14 protein-coding genes and 1 pseudogene are annotated in these 17,183 nt (G+C 61.7%); 4 read left to right on the forward strand and 11 right to left on the reverse strand.

All coding sequences use genetic code 11. From position 1 onward, the window contains the following. Window positions 1-7 precede the first annotated feature (7 nt). Both recO and CABTHER_RS03280 read left to right on the forward strand, forming a co-directional pair. A complete protein-coding gene (gene recO, locus CABTHER_RS15400; protein ID WP_014099155.1) occupies window positions 8-799 on the forward strand; it encodes a DNA repair protein RecO in 792 nt (263 codons plus the stop codon). A gap of 44 nt (window positions 800-843) precedes the next feature. Next, window positions 844-3,483, forward strand: coding sequence for a PIG-L family deacetylase (locus CABTHER_RS03280; RefSeq protein ID WP_041569056.1), 2,640 nt, complete (start codon window positions 844-846; stop codon window positions 3,481-3,483). On the opposite strand, the pseudogene CABTHER_RS03285 reads toward CABTHER_RS03280, so the two are convergent. Continuing rightward, a pseudogene (locus CABTHER_RS03285) lies at window positions 3,435-5,363 on the reverse strand (serine hydrolase domain-containing protein). The gene CABTHER_RS03280 and the pseudogene CABTHER_RS03285 sit on opposite strands and share 49 nt — an antisense overlap. Before the next feature lie 214 nt (window positions 5,364-5,577). On the opposite strand from CABTHER_RS03285, the gene CABTHER_RS03295 reads away from it, so the two are divergent. Then, the gene (locus CABTHER_RS03295) at window positions 5,578-6,321 is read left to right on the forward strand and encodes a PspA/IM30 family protein (protein ID WP_014099159.1); all 744 of its coding nucleotides are present in this window, start codon (window positions 5,578-5,580) and stop codon (window positions 6,319-6,321) included. Window positions 6,322-6,398: 77 nt separating this feature from the next. On the opposite strand, the gene xth is transcribed toward CABTHER_RS03295, so the two are convergent. Continuing rightward, a complete protein-coding gene (gene xth / locus CABTHER_RS03300; RefSeq protein WP_014099160.1) occupies window positions 6,399-7,202 on the reverse strand; it encodes an exodeoxyribonuclease III in 804 nt (267 codons plus the stop codon). Window positions 7,203-7,314: 112 nt separating this feature from the next. Between xth and dnaX the strand changes: the two genes are divergently transcribed. After that, complete coding sequence (gene dnaX / locus CABTHER_RS03305; RefSeq protein ID WP_014099161.1) at window positions 7,315-9,090, forward strand: DNA polymerase III subunit gamma/tau; 1,776 nt, start codon at window positions 7,315-7,317, stop codon at window positions 9,088-9,090. Here the strand turns inward: dnaX and CABTHER_RS03310 are convergent. From CABTHER_RS03310 to CABTHER_RS03350, 9 genes are all read right to left on the reverse strand, one after another. Continuing rightward, complete coding sequence (locus CABTHER_RS03310; RefSeq protein ID WP_014099162.1) at window positions 9,032-9,832, reverse strand: uracil-DNA glycosylase; 801 nt, start codon at window positions 9,830-9,832, stop codon at window positions 9,032-9,034. The two genes, dnaX and CABTHER_RS03310, sit on opposite strands and share 59 nt — an antisense overlap. Next, complete coding sequence (locus CABTHER_RS03315) at window positions 9,810-10,730, reverse strand: branched-chain amino acid transaminase (RefSeq protein WP_041569058.1); 921 nt, start codon at window positions 10,728-10,730, stop codon at window positions 9,810-9,812. Before CABTHER_RS03315 ends, CABTHER_RS03310 begins: the two co-directional genes overlap by 23 nt. 90 nt (window positions 10,731-10,820) lie before the next feature. Beyond that, window positions 10,821-11,759 (reverse strand): arginase, encoded by a 939-nt coding sequence (rocF, locus tag CABTHER_RS03320; protein ID WP_014099164.1) that lies wholly within the window; start codon window positions 11,757-11,759, stop codon window positions 10,821-10,823. 68 nt (window positions 11,760-11,827) lie between these two features. Next, window positions 11,828-12,304: a S24/S26 family peptidase gene (locus CABTHER_RS03325; RefSeq protein WP_014099165.1), complete on the reverse strand. Its 477-nt coding sequence runs from the start codon at window positions 12,302-12,304 to the stop codon at window positions 11,828-11,830. A gap of 145 nt (window positions 12,305-12,449) precedes the next feature. After that, the gene (locus tag CABTHER_RS03330; RefSeq protein ID WP_187288406.1) at window positions 12,450-13,052 is read right to left on the reverse strand and encodes a GGDEF domain-containing protein; all 603 of its coding nucleotides are present in this window, start codon (window positions 13,050-13,052) and stop codon (window positions 12,450-12,452) included. Beyond that, window positions 12,983-14,683, reverse strand: a complete 1,701-nt coding sequence (locus tag CABTHER_RS03335; protein ID WP_014099167.1) for a tetratricopeptide repeat protein — start codon at window positions 14,681-14,683, stop codon at window positions 12,983-12,985. Before CABTHER_RS03335 ends, CABTHER_RS03330 begins: the two co-directional genes overlap by 70 nt. A gap of 21 nt (window positions 14,684-14,704) precedes the next feature. Continuing rightward, the gene (locus tag CABTHER_RS03340; RefSeq protein ID WP_014099168.1) at window positions 14,705-15,898 is read right to left on the reverse strand and encodes a serine/threonine-protein kinase; all 1,194 of its coding nucleotides are present in this window, start codon (window positions 15,896-15,898) and stop codon (window positions 14,705-14,707) included. A gap of 7 nt (window positions 15,899-15,905) precedes the next feature. Further along, window positions 15,906-16,286 carry a DUF1987 domain-containing protein gene (locus CABTHER_RS03345; RefSeq protein ID WP_014099169.1) on the reverse strand — a complete coding sequence of 127 codons (381 nt, stop codon included), beginning with the start codon at window positions 16,284-16,286 and terminating at the stop codon, window positions 15,906-15,908. Window positions 16,287-16,489: 203 nt separating this feature from the next. Beyond that, window positions 16,490-17,173 carry a hypothetical protein gene (locus tag CABTHER_RS03350; protein WP_014099170.1) on the reverse strand — a complete coding sequence of 228 codons (684 nt, stop codon included), beginning with the start codon at window positions 17,171-17,173 and terminating at the stop codon, window positions 16,490-16,492. Between the last annotated feature and the right edge of the window lie 10 nt (window positions 17,174-17,183).

The raw sequence follows: 17,183 nt of genomic DNA on the forward strand, positions 1-17,183 counted from the left end.
ACCTCGTATGTCGGCGGCAACGACGTTACACACCAGCGACGCTTTCGTACTCCGTACCTATCCGTATGGCGAAGCGCACAAGGTTGTCGTGCTGTTTACCCGCAGCGGCGGACTGGTGCGCGCTGTGGCCTACGGGGCCCAGAGCAAACGCCAGAAGTACGGCGCGGCGCTGGAGCTGTTCTCCGAGGTGAGCGTGGTGTACCGCGAACGCCAGGGGCAGGAACTCGTGTCGCTTGTGGCCTGCGATGTCAAGCGCCTGCACTTCGCGGCAACGTCCGATCCGGTTCTGATGGCCATGCTGGCCTACTGGGCCGAACTCACCAGTGAGCTGTTTCCGGCACATCAGGCCAACGACCCTGCATATCGCCTGCTCGCCGCAGCGTGCGATCTGGCCGACCGCCACGCGCAGACGCCACGGCCGGAAACGCCTGATGCCCTGATGGTCTATGTTGAAACCTGGCTCCTGCGGCTGGCCGGTTTTCTGCCGGACTGGAAACACTGCGCCCGGTGTGGTGTAGATTTGCTGTCCACGCCGGCCGCGCGCCTTTCCGCTGACGGCACGCCGGGCTGCACGACCTGTCTCGCGTATGGCCGGGACATCAGCCTGCCGGCGCGCCGGGCTTATGCCGCAATACAGCGTCAGTCGCCGGGTGATTTCTGGCATCATGCGCCAGCCGCCGATACACTGGCCGAACTGGCCGCGCTCAACGGACAACTGGTATGTCTGGCGTTGGAGCGCCCTCCAAAGAGCCGGGCCGTCTGGCAGCAGCTTCGGGACGGGATGGCGTCTGTCACCTGAACCGCCCGGAGGAAAGACGGCCGGCGGTCAAGGAAATCACAACGATGCGTCTCCCTTTGACGGTGATATGGCTTCTCTGGTTGGTGGCAGGCGGGGTGTGTCCTCTGTTTCCGGCGGCACACGCCCAGGTGCGCGGCTATGATGCGCCAGGTCTGGTTGGGCTTCAGCTTCAGCTCCGGCGGCTTCCGACAACCGCCAGCGTCCTGCACATCGGTGCCCATCCCGATGACGAGGATTCGGCGCTTATTGCCCGTCTGGCGCGGGGGGATGGCGCGCGGGTGGGCTACCTTTCGCTGACCCGTGGCGAAGGCGGGCAGAACATCCTGGGACCGGAGCAGGGCGAGGCGCTCGGTGTGATACGTACCGAAGAACTGCTCCAGGCGCGCGCCCTCGATGGCGGCGAACAGTTTTTTACCCGCGCCTTTGACTTCGGCTTCAGCAAGACCCGCGAGGAAACCGAGGCGAAGTGGAATGCCATGCACGGCCCCGATGCCATTTTGCAGGACGTGGTCAAAGTCATCCGCCGGTTCAAGCCGCTGGTCATTGTCTCGCGCTGGGGCGGGACGCCCCGTGACGGCCACGGCCATCACCAGTACTGCGGCTATCTCACGCGGCTGGCCTTTGCCAAAGCCGGTGATCCCGACTGGCATCCCGAACTCGGCCCGGCCTGGCAGGTGCAAAAACTCTATGTCAGTGCCGACGTTGCGCCGCCGGACAATCCCCATCCGCCGCTCAAAATTCCCACCGGTATCTATGACCCGGTACTCGGACGAACCTACTTTCAGGTGGCCATGCATGGGCGCAGCCAGCACAAGTCACAGGAAATGGGGGCGCTGGAGCCGGAAGGCGAGCAGTTTTCCCAGGTGAAGCTCGTCGAAAGCCGCGTGCCAACGGACCCAGCCAACGAAAAGAGCCTGTTTGATGGTCTGGACACCAGCCTGTGCAGCCTGGTGGAGGCGTCGGCCCCGGAGGAAGCCCGGCAGTTGCTCGCTGACATCCAGACGATGGTGGATCGTCTGGCGGCAGGCTGTGTCACGCCGACGGAAGCCTATCAGGTTCTGACCGAAGCCTACGCAAAGCTGATGCGGTGTCGGCGGTTGCTTGACGGCGCGCCACCGGAAAGTATGGAGCCGGTCGGCGTTGGCGAAAGATATGGGCCGGGTAAAGCGCCCCCGCCGCCGTCATCGGCGCTTGATGTCAAGTGGGAGCAGTTGGGGCGGGCCTTTCTACTGGCCGCCGGGTTTCAACCGGCGGCCTGGGCTGATGTTGAAACTGTGACCGAAGGCGACACACTCAATATCGTGTTCACCCCCTGGCAGATGGACGCGCCCCGTTTCGAGATGGGCAACTTCATCATGTCTCTCCACGTGGATACGACGTGGCTGGAGGAGAAACGTTTTCCAGAGGGCTACCTGGCGTCAGTCCGCTTGAAGATAACGCCCCACCCTGACTGGCCGGTACGCCCGGGCCGGTCGGTGTTGGACATTTTCGGGTATGGGCGCATCTTTGGGCGGCCCTGTCAGTTTGGTGTCCCGCTCAGGTATCGCTACGCTGATCCGGTGCGCGGTGAAGTGCAACGGGAGGTGGAACTTGTACCGCCGCTTTCGGTCAGCCTGAGCGATACCCTGCTGGTTGTTCCGAAGACTGACGAACGGGAGGACGAACAAGAAGCAGCGCCGCAGCGTATCGTGGCAACCGTCACCAACCATGCCCAGACGGAACGCAGCGGCAGCGTCAAACTCGATGTTCCCCGTGGCTGGCGCGTCACACCTTCCGAAGTTGCCTTCACGCTGCCGCCAAAGGGAAAGCAACCGTTCGTCTTCGAGGTGGTTGTTCCACCGGCGACACCAGCCCGGCGTTACACCATCTCGGCCACCGCGACGAGCAACGGTCAGCGGTATGACCGCACTATGCAGGTCATTGCCTATCCGCACATTCCAACCCGCCGTCTCTATCCGCCTGCCCGGTTGACCGTTCTGGTCAGTGACATCCGGGTTGCCCCAGTCAAGGTGGGGTACGTCATGGGCAGCGGGGACCTGGTGCCGCAGGCCATCCGGCGGATGGGATTGCCGGTGACGCTTCTGGATGAGGACACGCTGGCCACCGGCGATTTGCAGGCTTTTGATGTCATCGTGGTGGGGATTCGCGCTTCACAAACCCGCCCGGACTTTGCTGCCGAGCACGCCCGTTTGCTGGAGTACGTCCGGCAGGGCGGGACGCTCATCGTGCAGTACCAGCGCCCAGACTACGTTGTGCGGGGGCTTCCACCCTTTCCGGCAACCATGGCGCGGCGCACCACGGATGAAACCGCCCCGGTCACGGTGTTGCAGCCGGACCACCCGGTATTCAACGTGCCGAACCGGATCACGGCGCAGGATTGGGAGGGTTGGGTGCAGGAGCGGTCGCTGTACGACTGGGCCACCTACGATGACCGCTACACAGCGCTGCTGGAAAGCCACGATGCCGGAGAAGCGCCCAACACCGGTGGGCTGGTCATTACGCGGCTGGGGCGGGGACACTACATCTACACCGGCTATGCCTGGTTCCGGCAGTTACCGGCCGGAGTGGCAGGGGCCTATCGCATCTTTGCCAACATGTTGAGTTTGCCCGCCAGCCGCACGGCAGAGCTTCCCCATCAGCGCCAGCGTCCGGCCAGAGGCAGGTCGCCGGGAAGTCCGAGCTGAACCGTGAAATCGGCGAAACCGGGCGTGTTTGAGTTGCGCAGGAAAAACGTTCCCTGGCGATAGACGCCGAAGGTGTCAAAGCCCTGCCCAGTCCAGTCGCCGGCAACGGGCAGGTCGCCGGCCAGACCGTAGAAGAAGGCCACGTCCGCAAATCCACTGGTGTTGGTGTTGCGCAGGTAGGCAAAGCCATCCGACGGCCGGAAGCAGCCAACGGTCGTGAACAGATCGCCGTTCCAGTCGCCAACCACAGGCAGGTCGTTCGGGTTGCCGTAGTTGATGATGTAGTCGGCAGGGCCGGCGTCGTTGGTGTCGCGCAGCAGGAAGATGCCGTTCCGGTACACCCCAATCGTGTCGCGTCCATCGCCGTTCCAGTCGCCGGCCACGGGCCGGTCCCCCGGCGCGCCGAAGTTGAACACCACGTCGGCGGCACCGGGGCCGTTGGTGTTTTTGAGGAAAAACTGGCCCTGCCGAAAAATCCCGACGGATTGCACGCCGTCGCCATCCCAGTCGCCCACAACCGGGATGTCGCCAGCCTGTCCATAAAAGAAGTTCATGTCCGCGAAGCCTGAAGCGTTGTCAAACTTGAGGTACACGTTGCCGTTGCCGGGGCGGTACACCCCAATCGTTCGGGGATTGGGGCGGGGCGGCGTGGCCTGTTGCACAGCGTTGTTGACGCTGGCCCGGACCTGTTCTGTGAGCTGAAAGACCTGACTGAGCGGTGTTTGGGCAAAGAAGACGCCCAACGCCCCGGTGCGGTAGTCAATCCACGGCAGCGTGCCAAGCGCGCCGCCGTCGCTGACGTTGATGCCAACGCCATTGCTGTCGAGCGTATTGAGCCACCATCCGAAGCCATAGCGGGTGTCTGGCTGTCCGTAGCCCTGGTACGGCGAGGAAACAATGCGCGCACCCTGGGTCTGATCGCGGCGCATTTCCAGACAGGCTGCGGCCGACAGGACGCGCTGCCCCTCGAAGATGCCGTTGGCATAGAGCATGGTGAGAAAGTTCATGTAGTCATCAAGAGTTGACCACATGCCGCCGGCCACGCGCGGATTGGCGGTGAAATCACCCGATTCCGTAAAGGCTGTGCGCGTCATGCGGCACGGTGTAAGGATGTTCTGCCGCACGAAGGTGTCAAACGGTGTGCCGGTCACCACTTCGACCACGCGCCCGGCCACATGCATCGAGACGCCGCCGTAGAAAAACTATGTACCCGGTTGGGCGCGCAGCGGTGTGTTTTCCTGTGCAATGATGGCCACGGCCTGTTCCAGCGTGATGGTTGGGTTGTCGAGGGCAGCGGAAGCGCCGCGCATCCCCGAAGTGTGCGCCATACACTGCCGAATAGTGGGATTTGCCCGCTGGGTTGAGCCGGCAACGGGCATGTCGCGGAAAGCGGGCAGGTATGCGCCAACCAGGTCATCGAGCCGGATCAAGCCCCGATCCACGCAGACCATCACGGCCGCCATGGAAATCAGTTTGGTTGAGGAAGCCAGAAAGACCCGTGATTCGGTGGTGAAGGGGACGCCGAAGGCGAGGCGTCCGTAGGCTTCCCGGAAGATCAGGCGATTACGGTGGCGAAGGCTCAGGGACAGCCCCGGCGGCTGATTGGCCGCGACGGCCGCCTGGAGTTGGCTGCGGACACCGCTCAGGTCATAGCCACTGGCGGAGGTGACCACGGAAGCTGTGGCTGTCGTCCGTGGAAACATGAATCCACCCGGACACAGGCTGACCAGGAGGCAACCCAGCACCAACCAGTACGTCGCCGTCCGCGTTCGCACCCGTGCGCCTCGCCGGACGCTGGCTGATATTTCACACCTTTGACCCACGTGATGTTTCTCCTTTGATTTTGGTCGTGTGATTTGGTCGTGTTGGATGCCGGTCATGGGATGTTTGACACAAGATGGTCATAAAAGTCTGAAAATTTCCCACGTCCCGCCGCTGTGCTGCCTGTGAAGGTAGGGAGCAACGTGCTTGGAACTTGTACCCAAGGCTGCTAGACTGCGGCACAGCTTGAGCAGGTCTGCCAAATCAAAGGCAAATGGCGTGGAGTTGTTCAGGCTTGGCTCAGGACATTTTACTGGCGGAGGCACCCGGCACATGTGGGAAAGGTTGAAGCGCCTGTTCCGTTCGATTTTTGGGGGGATAATTGACGCTGCTGAAGACCCCGAACTCATTCTCCAGCAGGTCATCCGTGACATGCGCGACCAGGTTCCGAAGCTGAACGAAAGTGTCGCGCAGGTGATGTCCAATGAAAAGCTGCTCGAACGGGAGGTCGCCACGCTGGAGCGCGAAATCACCGAACTCGACAGCAAGATTAAGGCTGCGATCAAGATGGGGCGCGACGACATTGCCACCACTTACATTGCCTCCATGCAGGAAAAGCAAAACTCGCTGGCCCGCGCCAAGGAGCAGCTCGCGGTGGCCAAGAAAGCTTCGCAGCAGGCCATCCGCTTCCGCGATGACTACCTGCTCAAGATGAAGCGCAAGCAGGATGAGGCGATGCAACTCATCAGCGAGAGCAAGCGCGCACGGATGCAGGAGCAGCTTGCTGCCACGATGGCGTCCTTCCAGGTGGGGGACGCGGCTGGTTCGTTTGATGAAATGCGCGAGAAAATCAACCGCCGCGCCGCTGCTGCCGAAGCCAAGATGGAGTTGTCCACATTGGGCGTGGACAGCCAGATGGCGCAGCTCGAACGCGAAGTCTATAACGTTCAGGCCCAGGATGCCCTCATCGCCTACAAGCGGCAGATGGGCCTCATCCCGGATGAACCCACGGCGCTGTCGGAATCCTTTGGTACGGAACGGACACTCGGCCCGGCCCAAAAGAAAGCCCTTGAGTAACCTCACCTGAACCGCACGATGTCTGACCGCCCACCACAGTGCCTGTGGTGAGCGGTTTTGATGTTCGGGTGGTCGGTTCAGCCGCTGGTTTTTGACGGAAGGCGAAAGGTGGCCACGACCGGTGCGTGGTCAGAGGGACGTTCCCGGCCGCGCTCGGCGCGGTCAATGCTGGCTGACAGACAGGCATCCGCCAGAACCGGCGTTGCCCAGATGTGGTCAATGCGCCAGCCCCGGTTGCGCGCAAACCCACCCGTACGGTAGTCCCACCAGCTATACAGCCCCGGCTCGTCGGGATGCTGCTCGCGGACGCTGTCGCGCAGTCCCCACTGCCGCCAGCGCGCCAGAAAGGCATGCTCCCGCGAATGGAACATCACTGTCTCGCGGTTGCTTTCCGGGTCGTAGAGATCAATGTCGGCCGGCGCGATGTTGTAATCACCACAGAGCAGAAACGGTATCTCCGGCGTCAGATGGCTTGTCAGAAAGTGCGTGAGCCGCTCCAGAAAGGACAGCTTGTAGGCAAACTTCGGCGAGGTGACCGCTTCGCCGTTGGGTACGTACACCGAGGCCACAGTGACACCGCAGATCGTGGCGAGCAGAAACCGCCGCTGGTCATCGGGCGCATCGTCGGGTAAGCCATAGCGAACCTGCTGCTGTGGCTCAAAGGAGAGAATAGCCACGCCGTTGTAACCTTTCTGTCCGTACACGCTGGCTACGTAGCCAAGTTGCTCAAAAGCCTCAAATGGAAAATCAGCGTCAGGGACTTTGGTTTCCTGCAGACACAGTATGTCCGGTTCGTGGCGTTCGAGCCAGTCCAGCACGTGGGGCAGGCGGACGCGAATGGAGTTGACGTTCCACGTGGCAACGGTCAGTGTTTTGGGCATGGCATGATTTCGGCAGTTCGGGACTCATGCCAACCGGCATCACGCACGCCAGCCTGGGGGATGTAGCTTGGGTCCTGGGGGAGCGTGGCTTTGCCGGTCAGGCTTTTTGCTTATGGCTTATCAGGTCATCGCCCGCAAGTGGCGACCTCAGCAGTTTGAAGATGTCGTGGGGCAGGCGGCCATTACGCGCGCCCTCAGCAATGCCCTGCGGACGGGACGGCTCCACCACGCCTATCTGTTTGCCGGGCCGCGCGGCGTCGGCAAAACCACCTGCGCCCGACTCTTTGCCCGGGCGCTCAACTGCGCCGAAGGCCCGACGCCCACCCCCTGCGGCGTGTGTCCGTCCTGCCAGGAAACCCTGACCGGCAACTCGCTCGATGTTCTCGAAATTGACGCTGCTTCCCATACCGGCGTGGACAACATCCGCGAGGTCATCATTGCCACGGTCGGAAACCGTACGGCGCGCGACCGCTACAAGGTCTTCATCATTGATGAAGTCCACATGCTTTCGACGAGTTCCTTCAACGCCCTGCTGAAGACTCTCGAAGAGCCACCGTCGCACGTGGTCTTCATCATGGCGACGACGGAACTGCACAAGCTGCCGGAGACCATTCTCTCCCGCTGTCAGGTCTATGAGTTTCGGACGGTTGGCGTTGACGTCATTGCCGACCGGCTCCGGCAGATTGCCGAGGCGGAGCAGGTGCCGATTTCACGCGCGGCGCTGGTACAGATTGCCCAGGCCGGGCGTGGCAGCCTGCGCGATGCGCAGTCGGCCCTTGAGCAGGTATTGGCCTTTGCCGGCACGTCCACCGAGATTGATGAAGCCGCCGTGCGCGACGCCCTTGGTCTCATCGGCATCGGTTGGCTGTCAGAAGTCGTGGAAGCCCTGCACAGGTCGGATGCCGCTGCTGTTTTGATGGAAGTGGAGCGGCTGGTTCGGACGGGCCATGACCTGCGGCAGTTCCTGCGGGAGTTGATGACCTATCTGCGCCACCTGCTGGTGGCACAGTTGGTCGGCGCTGACCGGGAGTTGCTGCCGGTTGCCGACAGTGAAGTGGCTATTATCAAAAAGCAGAGCCGGTACTTCACGGTTGCCGAACTGATCCGGCTGTTTTCGCTGGTGGCTGACCTGGAAATGCAGGTGCGGGCGGCAGAGGACCCGCGCCCACTTGTGGAAGTCGGTCTCGTCAAACTGACCCAGCTTGGCCACCTCAAGCCGCTGGAGGACATTCTGGCGCGGCTTGATGCGCTTCTGACCGAAGGCCCCCGTCCACTTCCCGTATCTTCACCGGGTGGCACCACTGCCGGAAAGCGGCCGGCCACGCCGGTCAAACCAACGCCGCCGCCATCGGCAACACGCCCGGAACGCCCCACGCGCGCGGAATCCGGGTCGCCTGACCGTCCGCCGCTGCGGCTCGCACCACCGCCGGAGCCACCCCCGGAACCGCCACCGGATGTCACCCTGCTGGCGGCAGCCCCACCGGCGGATGACAGCTTCGACCCGACCAACGCGACCGAAGTTCTGGACAGAATCAGGCAGCGGGCTGATGAACAGGGAAAACCCTTTTTAGCCACACAACTTGAAAAAGTTCAGTCCGCGCGATGGAATGGCGATCGGTTCGAGTTGACCTTCGGCCCTGAAGCCAGATCGCAGGAGGCTTCCGTCCGGGAAGCACGGGCTTTCCTGCAGGAAGTCCTGCAGGCGCTGACCGGCAGACAGGTGAGCCTTGTCACCCGCCTGGAAGGCCGTCAGCCGCCTGCTGCCTCAGAGCCAGAGCCGGACCGCCGGGAAAAGCTGTTGCGGGCTGAGGTTGAACGTCACCCGGCGGTCAAAAACCTGCAACGGTTGTTTGGCGCAGAACTTTTTGACATCGACCCGCCGGAGTAGCGCCTGCGTCAGGGAGTAGTATCTGGCGTACGGTTGTGAAGATGGCATCCAGCATAGGTTCGGTGAGCCGACCCGTCAGCGTGTTCTGTTGGCTTGGGTGGTAAGAACCAAGCAGTGTGAGTCCAGGTGCGAGGTCATAACGCGCGCCATGTGCAAAACGCGGTTTTGGCTTGGGAAGCACTTTTCCCTGCTGACGCAGCGCCTTCAGGGTCTGTTCAAAGGCAAACTGCCCAAGGGCGACAATGACGCGCACTTCAGGGAGCAATTCCATTTCGCGGACGAGAAACGGCAGACAGGTCTCAGCTTCTTCGGGAAGCGGCCGGTTGCCCGGCGGCGCGCAGCGGACAGCCGCGCAGATGTAAGCGTTGATGAGTTGCAGCCCATCTTCGCGGTGGGTTGACGTCGGCTGATTGGCAAAACCGGCGCGGTGGAGGGCCCGAAACAGCCAGTCGCCACTCCGGTCGCCGGTGAAGAGGCGCCCAGTACGGTTGCCGCCGTGCGCCGCCGGCGCCAGCCCGACAATAAGCAACCGGGCCTGTGGATCGCCAAAGCCGGGGATGGGCCTGCCCCAGTAGGTTTCCGTCTCAAAGCGGCGGACTTTGTGTTGCGCTACATGTTCCCGCCAGACCACCAGACGGGAACAGCTCCGGCAGGTAGTGATGTCCTGGCGGAGCTGTTCGAGGGCAGGGACAGAGGCCTTGCAGGAAAGCGCAGCCGGTTCAGACAGCGGTGAGCCACTCATGGCGGTCTTCACGCTCCCCGTGGATGATGCCGAAGTAGGCATCCTGGAGTTGTTTGGTGATGGGGCCGCGCTTGCCTTCGCCGATTTTGATCTTGTCGAGCGTGCGCACCGGAGTGATTTCACAGGCTGTGCCGGTGAGAAACACCTCGTCGGCAATGTAGAGTTCTTCGCGGAGAATGCTGCGCTCCACGACCGGAATGCCCAGGTCTTCACAAAGACGCATTATGGCATCGCGGGTGATGCCAGGCAGCACAGCGCGTCCAATCGGAGGGGTAATGACGGTCCCATCCCGCACCATGAAGACGTTTTCCCCGCTCCCTTCACTGACATAGCCGGCAGCGTCAAGGGCAATCCCTTCGGCATAGCCGTTGACAATGGCTTCCATCTTGATGAGTTGGGAGTTCATGTAGTTGGCACCGGCTTTGGCCGTGGTGGGAAGTGTATTGGGGGACATGCGCGCCCAGGAAGAAGTACATACATCCACCCCGGCTTCAAGTGCGTCGCTGCCGAGGTAGCGTCCCCAGGGAAAACAGATGATGTAGGTTTCCACCGGCGCCGGGAACGGGTTGACGCCAAATGCCCCATAGCCGCGAAACACGATGGGGCGTACGTAGCAGTGCTGGAGCTTGTTGACCCGTACGGTTTCGATACAGGCCGTGAAGATTTGCTCCATCGTAAAGGGAATCGTCATGCGGTAGATGTGGCAGGAGTCGAACAGACGGCGCACATGCTCACGCAGGCGGACGAGCCGTGGACCACGTGGGGTTTGATAGCAGCGGATGCCCTCGAATACCGAGGAGCCGTAATGAATGACGTGCGACATGACATGAATGCGCGCGTCCTCCCACGGGAGCAGTTTGCCGTTGTGCCAGATTTTTTCAGACGTTTCGAGTGCCATGGCCGGTTCCTCCAAGCGACGCAAGGCCGAGCCGGCCGTACCCTGGTTGGCTACGTCCTGAAACCGACTCGCCCAGCGCCCTGAGCAGACTTACAGGATTTTTTTGCCGAGCGCAGAGAGCAGGAGTTCCGCGCCCAGTTCGCCGGTCCGATTATGCGCATCGAGAACGGCATTGATTTCGACCATTTCGACCGAGAGCATTTTGCCTGAATCGTGAATTTTCTCCATTGCCAGGTGACTTTCACGATAGGTGCCCCCGCCGGGAACGGGCGTGCCGACGCCAGGCGCATAATAAGGGTCAACGAAGTCCATGTCGAATGTCGCGTGAAAACCAACCGTGTGGCGTGTAACCCAGGCGATGGCTTCATCCATGATGGCGCTCATGCCACGTTCATCGAGATCGCGCATTGTGTAGATGCGCAGGCCCAATTGACGCGCGAGTTGACGCTCACCTTCATCAATCTGACGCACACCGATAATGACGCAGTCTTCAGGGTGTATTTTCGGAGCAAAACCGCCAATGTGCGTCAAAACTTCGGGGCCGTAGCCCAGCAGAACGGCCAGCGGCATGCCGTGGATGTTGCCGGAAGGGGATGACTCCGGCGTGTTGATGTCAGCATGGGCGTCAATCCAGATGATGCCGATGCGTTGGCCCCGGCGGCGGTAGTAACCGGCCACCCCGGCCACACTTCCAATGGCAATCGAATGGTCGCCGCCAAGGACAATGGGCACCGCGCCGCGTTCCAGAATCCCTTCGACACAATCGGCCAGAAGGGCATTCGATTTGGCCACTTCAGCAAGATACTTGTGTTTGGCGTCGGCAGGTGTGGCACGGCGCATTTCGGCCAGTGCGACCGGGATGTTGCCAACGTCTTCCACGTCGTAGCCCAGTTCGGCGAGTTTGGCGCTGAGGCCGGCAATGCGTACGACGGACGGCCCCATATCCACGCCGCGCCGGTCGGCGCCCAAGTCCATGGGCACGCCGACAATGGTCACTTTGCGGGGAGCAGGAGAAAGGGGTTTTTCCATGGGGAATCTCCAGCAAGCCTTGGTCAGGGGCGAACAGAAGGTTGCCTGACGAAGGGCAAAGAAGTGCTTCAGGCCGATTTGACCTTGCGGAAGCGCCAGCGGTGGAGCCACCCGGCGAGGCGTGTCCGCAGACGACGCCAGAACGTGGTCAGATCATGCCGGACGCCATTACTTTCGATGCGCAGGACGCGCCCAACGACGTTGGAAACCGGAACGGAGACATCGAGACCCTCAGCCGCATCTCCACGGGTTACAACATAGGTCGTGGCATGGCGTTGCTCGAAACGCAGAATGCGATGCACGACGGCTGTTTGGCTGCTTGTGCAAAGCAGAACAATGTCTCCGACACCGAGCTGAGTGGTTGGCACCTGCTCAACGGTCAGCCAGTCACCATCAGAGATGGTGGGGCGCATGGTGCTGCCATTGACACGAAAGCGATAGACGCCATCGCGCATCAGTTCCGCCCGCGCCGTCCGTAAAATGTCGGGCGATTCCAGGGTGTGTTCCCGAATGGAAGACGTTTTGGTTTTACCGGTCGTCCGCATGTGCTACGCCCCGCCGGGAGATGAGTTGAAGAGGCTTTTCAGGGTTGCAGCGCCTCCATATTAGTGTGAGCCAGACTGGCATTTCAATCGTGTCCGTTGGATTTTGGGTGTCCGGCTTGTCGCCCCGTACCACACTGGCCGTCTCCTATGGACGACGGTACGCCGCCGGAACCACCGTGACGAGATTCCCACCACGGGTGGTCACCTGGGCCAGGGCGTCACGCAGAACGGACACGAATTTATCAAACGGCATGCCCTCAAAGAGCGGCAGGTCGCTTGTGACCGCCACACTCAGCGTTAGAACCCGGTGGGGCGAGGAAGCGTGCGGAATCCCTTTTTGCTGGATGGCTGCACACAGATGTTCGGCCCGCTCCCGTCCCTGCTCAGCATCCGCATCGGGGATAAGTACCAAAAAGCCTTCACCAGGGTCATAGGCCGCCATGCCGCCTACTGGTGCGAGTTGGGCATCGAAAAGCCCGGCGACGACTTCCAGACATGGCTGGCGAAAAGCGGCCGGATAGGACGCAAAGAAGTCGAGCTGTGCCAGACACAGCGTGAGCGGATAACCCTGGCGTGCTGCGCGGTTCCACTCGCGTCCGTGCAGTTTCTGAAATTGCGCCAGTGTCAGGAGATCGCTCAGCCGTCCGGCACCCGACGGCTCGGCGGCCCGGCTGCCTGTCAGGAGATTCGCCAGCCCGCCTGGCACTTCAAACGACAGCGGTATCGCCGGTGGCAGAGGGGCTGCCACCGGAAGCGGCTGTGGTGTGGCCGGCAGAAGGGCGGCATTGGGATCGAGCGAGATTGCTTCCGCCTGCAGTTCGGCAGCTTTGTCTGCATCACCCCGCGCCTGATACATCTGCGCCAGCACATGGCTTCGCGTGCGGCATCAGTTTTTCGTCTGGCTTCGGCATACAGGTCCTTGAGCTGGAGGCGCGTTTCCAGAACATCCGGCTGGGCGGCCACCATCCGTTCAACCAGTGTCAGCCGCGCCTGCATCAGTTCCGGGTTCTGCACCAGGAGACTGTCGAGCAGGGCGATGCTGTATTCGCCCGATGTCGTCTCGGTGCGTTCCACCGACGGCGTTGTTCCGGCCGGTGAGGTTGCCCCGGCCGTCATGCGGTCGTAGTAGCCGGCAGCCGAGGGAGACTCAAAACCTTCCGGGAAACTCATCGCCGCTGCGGGGGCCGGATCATCCGCCTTGTGACCGGCCAGGGCTTTGAGCCGCTGCCGCGCCTTGCGGCTGGGTTGATGCCGGATGGCCTGTTCAAGGGCGCGGATGGCATCGGCCTCACGTCCGGCATCGAGATAGGCCTGGGAAAGCAAGTCAAGGGTGCTGGCCAGCTTCCGCTTCTCGCCGGACTGCTCATACACCTGGGCCAGGCACTCAATAGTCGGAATGTGGTTGGGATGGTGTTCAAGAATACTGCGCAGAATGGCCGTTGCACGTTTTTTCTGTCCGCGGTCGAGAATCAGGTTGAGCAGGCTGCGGACGATGTGAACGGCACGGTCAAACGCCTCGCGTTGGACGCAGGCTTCAGCCACTTCCAGGCAGTGCTCGAAGCGACTCTGGTCAATGGCAAACAGGCGGTCGAAGGTGGCTTCGGCCGCGTCGAGTTCTCCCCCTTGCAGGTAAGCCCGCCCCAGCACCACAGCAAGTTCGAGGTTATTTGGCGTCTGGCTGATCTGCTGGCGAATGCGCTCGTAGCCGAGCAGCGCCTGTCCGGCGGCAATGCACGTTTCAGCATAGCCCCCTAGCGCGCTGGTGCTGTCGGGGCGGATGGAGAGGGCGCGGTCATACGCGCCGAGCGAGCCTTCCCAGTCCTGCTGCCGCCGCAGGGCAGCTCCGGCCGCCAGGAATTGCTCGAAAGCATCCGTGCGTTGGCCGCTGCGCAGGTGGACTTCCGCCAGTTCGCGCTTGACCTGCCCATCGCCCGGATCGAGCTTGGCCAACTCCCGTAGCGCCGAGATGAGCGTTTCCCGGGTGCCGTTCCGGCGGGCAGCCTCGGCCGCGTTCCGGTAGTCCTGTTTGGCGTCCGCCACCATGCCCTGTTTCCGGTGCAGGTTGCCCAGCGCCAGGCTGTATTCCGGCTGGTCCGGCTGCAACCGGATGATCTTCTTGTACAGTGCAATGGCCTGGGGCAGTTGCTGCTGCCGGACGTAGTGTTCGGCCACCATGGCAAAGCGCCCGGCAGCTTCCTGTGTCCGGTTGACCCGCTGGTAGAGGTCGCCCAGGATGTTGGCAATGGTGACATCCCTGGGGTCTGTCCGCGCCACCAGCTCATAGTCCTTGATGGCGGCTTCGAGCTTGCCCTGCTGGGCATGTTTTTCTGCCTGCCGGAGGGTTTTTTCACGGTCAAAACTGCGGGAAAAAAGTGCCATGGCGGTTTCCGAAGTGGGTAGTCAGTGGTGGCTGAGGGGCCTGAGAAGCCGCACGACTTCCTGTGCGGTTGGGCGTGACGAAGGGACTTTGTGCAGCATGCGCATGGTGACAGCTTCGAGGATGGGCGGCACATCGGGTGCCAGACTGGCCAGCGGTGGCGGTACACTCTGCAGGTGCGCCGTCATCAATGCCGCCACATTGCCATTTTGTGCCGTAAAGGGCGGTCGCCCGGCCAGGATTTCGTAGGTGACAATGCCCAGACTGTAGATGTCGGCCCGTCCATCGTAGGGGAGAAAACTCAGGCGCTCCGGCGGCATGTACTTGGGTGTCCCGACGATGAGGCCACGGGTCGCTTCCGGGTGCGCGCCATCTTCGGGGGACATGAGCTTGGCCAGGCCGAAGTCGAGCAGTTTGACGACCTCGCCCGTCGGCGGGCGGTGCAGGAAGATGTTGTCCGGTTTGATGTCGCGGTGAACGATGTGCATGGCGTGGGCTTCGGCCAGAACCGATGCCACCGGGAGGATGATGTCCAGACACCGCTGGGGGGAGAGCCGCCCCAGCCGTTTGAGTTCCTGCCCCAGCGTTATGCCCTGCAGGAGTTCCATCACCAGGTAGGCAAGGCCGTTTGAGGAAATGCCGAAGTCAATGACGTTGACGGCATTGGGGTGCTGGACACGACAGGCTGAAATGCCCTCGCGCTTGAACCGGTCGAGTTCTTCGGGCGTGACGCTGATGCCCCGGGGCTGGAGGATTTTGACGGCGACGGTCGTGTTCAGCGCGAGGTGTGTGGCCTCATACACGGCACCATAACCACCGGCGCCGATTTTGCGTTCGAGGCGGTAGCGCCCGTCGAGCACCGTGCCTGGCAGGGCTTCCGTGTAGGCAGAAAAAATCGTCTGGGCGCGCACCTGCGAATGCAGGAGAGCTTCCTGCGCGCGGATAAGGGCCTGGTTTTTTTCAAGCAGTTCCCGGTTTTTGGCTTCCAGTTCGTGCTGAATGCGCAGCAGGCGGCTCTGGGTGGTGTCCCCGATGCCGGTCATTTTGACCGCCTGTTTGAGCAAAGCACGGTACTTTCTGACCAGTTCTGAAAACTCCCGTTGCCACTCTGCCACGTTGGGCAGACCTTCCGTAGCAATTCGCTCGGCCGTGGACAGAACGGCGAATTCCGCAGCAAAGACTTCTTCAGCAGCCGTTTTGGGTTTTGGTTCAACCATGCGGCCATCAGGACGGGATCGCTACGAATTTGAAGGGAATCGAGAAGTCTTCGGCGAATTCTTCTCCGTGTTCTCTCATGTCGTCGTCGTCTTCATAGTAGTGCCAGTTCAGGGTGACGGTCCGCCCGGCTTTGACGGCATGTTCAACCATTTCCAGAATGGTGATGATGCACTTCGAGGAGCTGGTGTTGAAATAGTCCAGACGAAAGTTGAGTGTAATGGGCGTGAAAGACTCGATCAGGTAGAGCGACAGCCAGTCCAGAACCGGTTGGTAGAAGTGCATCGCGTTTTCTGGATACGAATCGCCCTCCATATTGAGAATGCCTGTGGCGGCGTCAAAGGCGATGCGGGGTGTTGCTTTGGTTTTCTCGATGTACAGGGTTTGCATAGTTGCCAACCTCGCAGGCGGTTGAGGGGTAAAGCCGCTACAGGCCAACCGACGCTGGTGTGAAACAGACCAAAGGGCACGTCAACGGTTGTTGACTGTGGTTCACACAATAAACGAAGTCACTGTTGACTGCAAAAGAGGAGCAGGACTGAAGCTGGCTACGTCTTGGGAGTGCCATTTCCGGGGAGGTTGGACCGAACCTGTTACCGGGATGGTGCCGAACAGACCGGCCAGCGGGCATAGAAATCAGGCAGTTCCGGCAGATGGAGTTGCTGTCCCAATTCGGCAATGCGTTCCTGGTAGGTGATCTGTGAGCCTTCGGAAGGCAGGTGCAACCGGGGGTCGCGCTGCACGGTGGTGTGGGCTGTGTCGCGGGCACGGCGTCCCCCACGGCGGGCCTGCCAGTGGACGTACAGCCGGATGGCGTTCCAGGCAATGAAGATGTTGGGACCGGGCAGCAGACCGAGCAGCAGTGTGAGAGGCAAAAGTGCAGTATTGACCCAGATGCCCCGCTGGTGGACGGCGAGGCGTGCCTCCAGCCAGCTCGTCCAGTGGGCGCGCACGGTGTCATCATCCAGTTCTCCGTCGTGGATGATTTCGACGGTATCCGCATGGGCTAACGCCCGCAGCAGACCTTCGGCCGGGTGCGTCCACTGTTCAAGCCAGAGCCAGATACGCCGGATGCCGCGCCAGAAGCGGTTGGGCGGCTGGTGCAGGAGGTGCGAGGCTTCCTCCCGAAGCCGATGGGCGCGCTGTACCAGCCGCTGCATCAGGCCTTCCGGCGGAGAGCTGTCTTCGGCCGGGAAGGCTTCGGGCGGTGCGTAGAACACCCAGCCGCGTACCGGGCAGCGGAGGGCATAGACTCGGACGGTGTGCAGGGTCTTCACAGCAAGCAGG

This window comes from Chloracidobacterium thermophilum B, from assembly GCF_000226295.1.
Lineage (GTDB): Bacteria > Acidobacteriota > Blastocatellia > Chloracidobacteriales > Chloracidobacteriaceae > Chloracidobacterium > Chloracidobacterium thermophilum.

Bases quoted from the DNA above. Each gene is read 5' to 3' on its own strand.
- rocF (WP_014099164.1), bottom strand. From the start codon at position 11,759: ATGGAAAAACCCCTTTCTCCTGCTCCCCGCAAAGTGACCATTGTCGGC.
- CABTHER_RS03335 (WP_014099167.1), bottom strand. From the start codon at position 14,683: ATGGCACTTTTTTCCCGCAGTTTTGACCGTGAAAAAACCCTCCGGCAG.
- CABTHER_RS03295 (WP_014099159.1), top strand. From the start codon at position 5,578: ATGTGGGAAAGGTTGAAGCGCCTGTTCCGTTCGATTTTTGGGGGGATA.
- CABTHER_RS03280 (WP_041569056.1), top strand. From the start codon at position 844: ATGCGTCTCCCTTTGACGGTGATATGGCTTCTCTGGTTGGTGGCAGGC.
- CABTHER_RS03315 (WP_041569058.1), bottom strand. From the start codon at position 10,730: ATGGCACTCGAAACGTCTGAAAAAATCTGGCACAACGGCAAACTGCTC.
- CABTHER_RS03345 (WP_014099169.1), bottom strand. From the start codon at position 16,286: ATGCAAACCCTGTACATCGAGAAAACCAAAGCAACACCCCGCATCGCC.
- xth (WP_014099160.1), bottom strand. From the start codon at position 7,202: ATGCCCAAAACACTGACCGTTGCCACGTGGAACGTCAACTCCATTCGC.
- CABTHER_RS03310 (WP_014099162.1), bottom strand. From the start codon at position 9,832: ATGAGTGGCTCACCGCTGTCTGAACCGGCTGCGCTTTCCTGCAAGGCC.
- dnaX (WP_014099161.1), top strand. From the start codon at position 7,315: ATGGCTTATCAGGTCATCGCCCGCAAGTGGCGACCTCAGCAGTTTGAA.
- CABTHER_RS03325 (WP_014099165.1), bottom strand. From the start codon at position 12,304: ATGCGGACGACCGGTAAAACCAAAACGTCTTCCATTCGGGAACACACC.
- CABTHER_RS03340 (WP_014099168.1), bottom strand. From the start codon at position 15,898: ATGGTTGAACCAAAACCCAAAACGGCTGCTGAAGAAGTCTTTGCTGCG.
- recO (WP_014099155.1), top strand. From the start codon at position 8: ATGTCGGCGGCAACGACGTTACACACCAGCGACGCTTTCGTACTCCGT.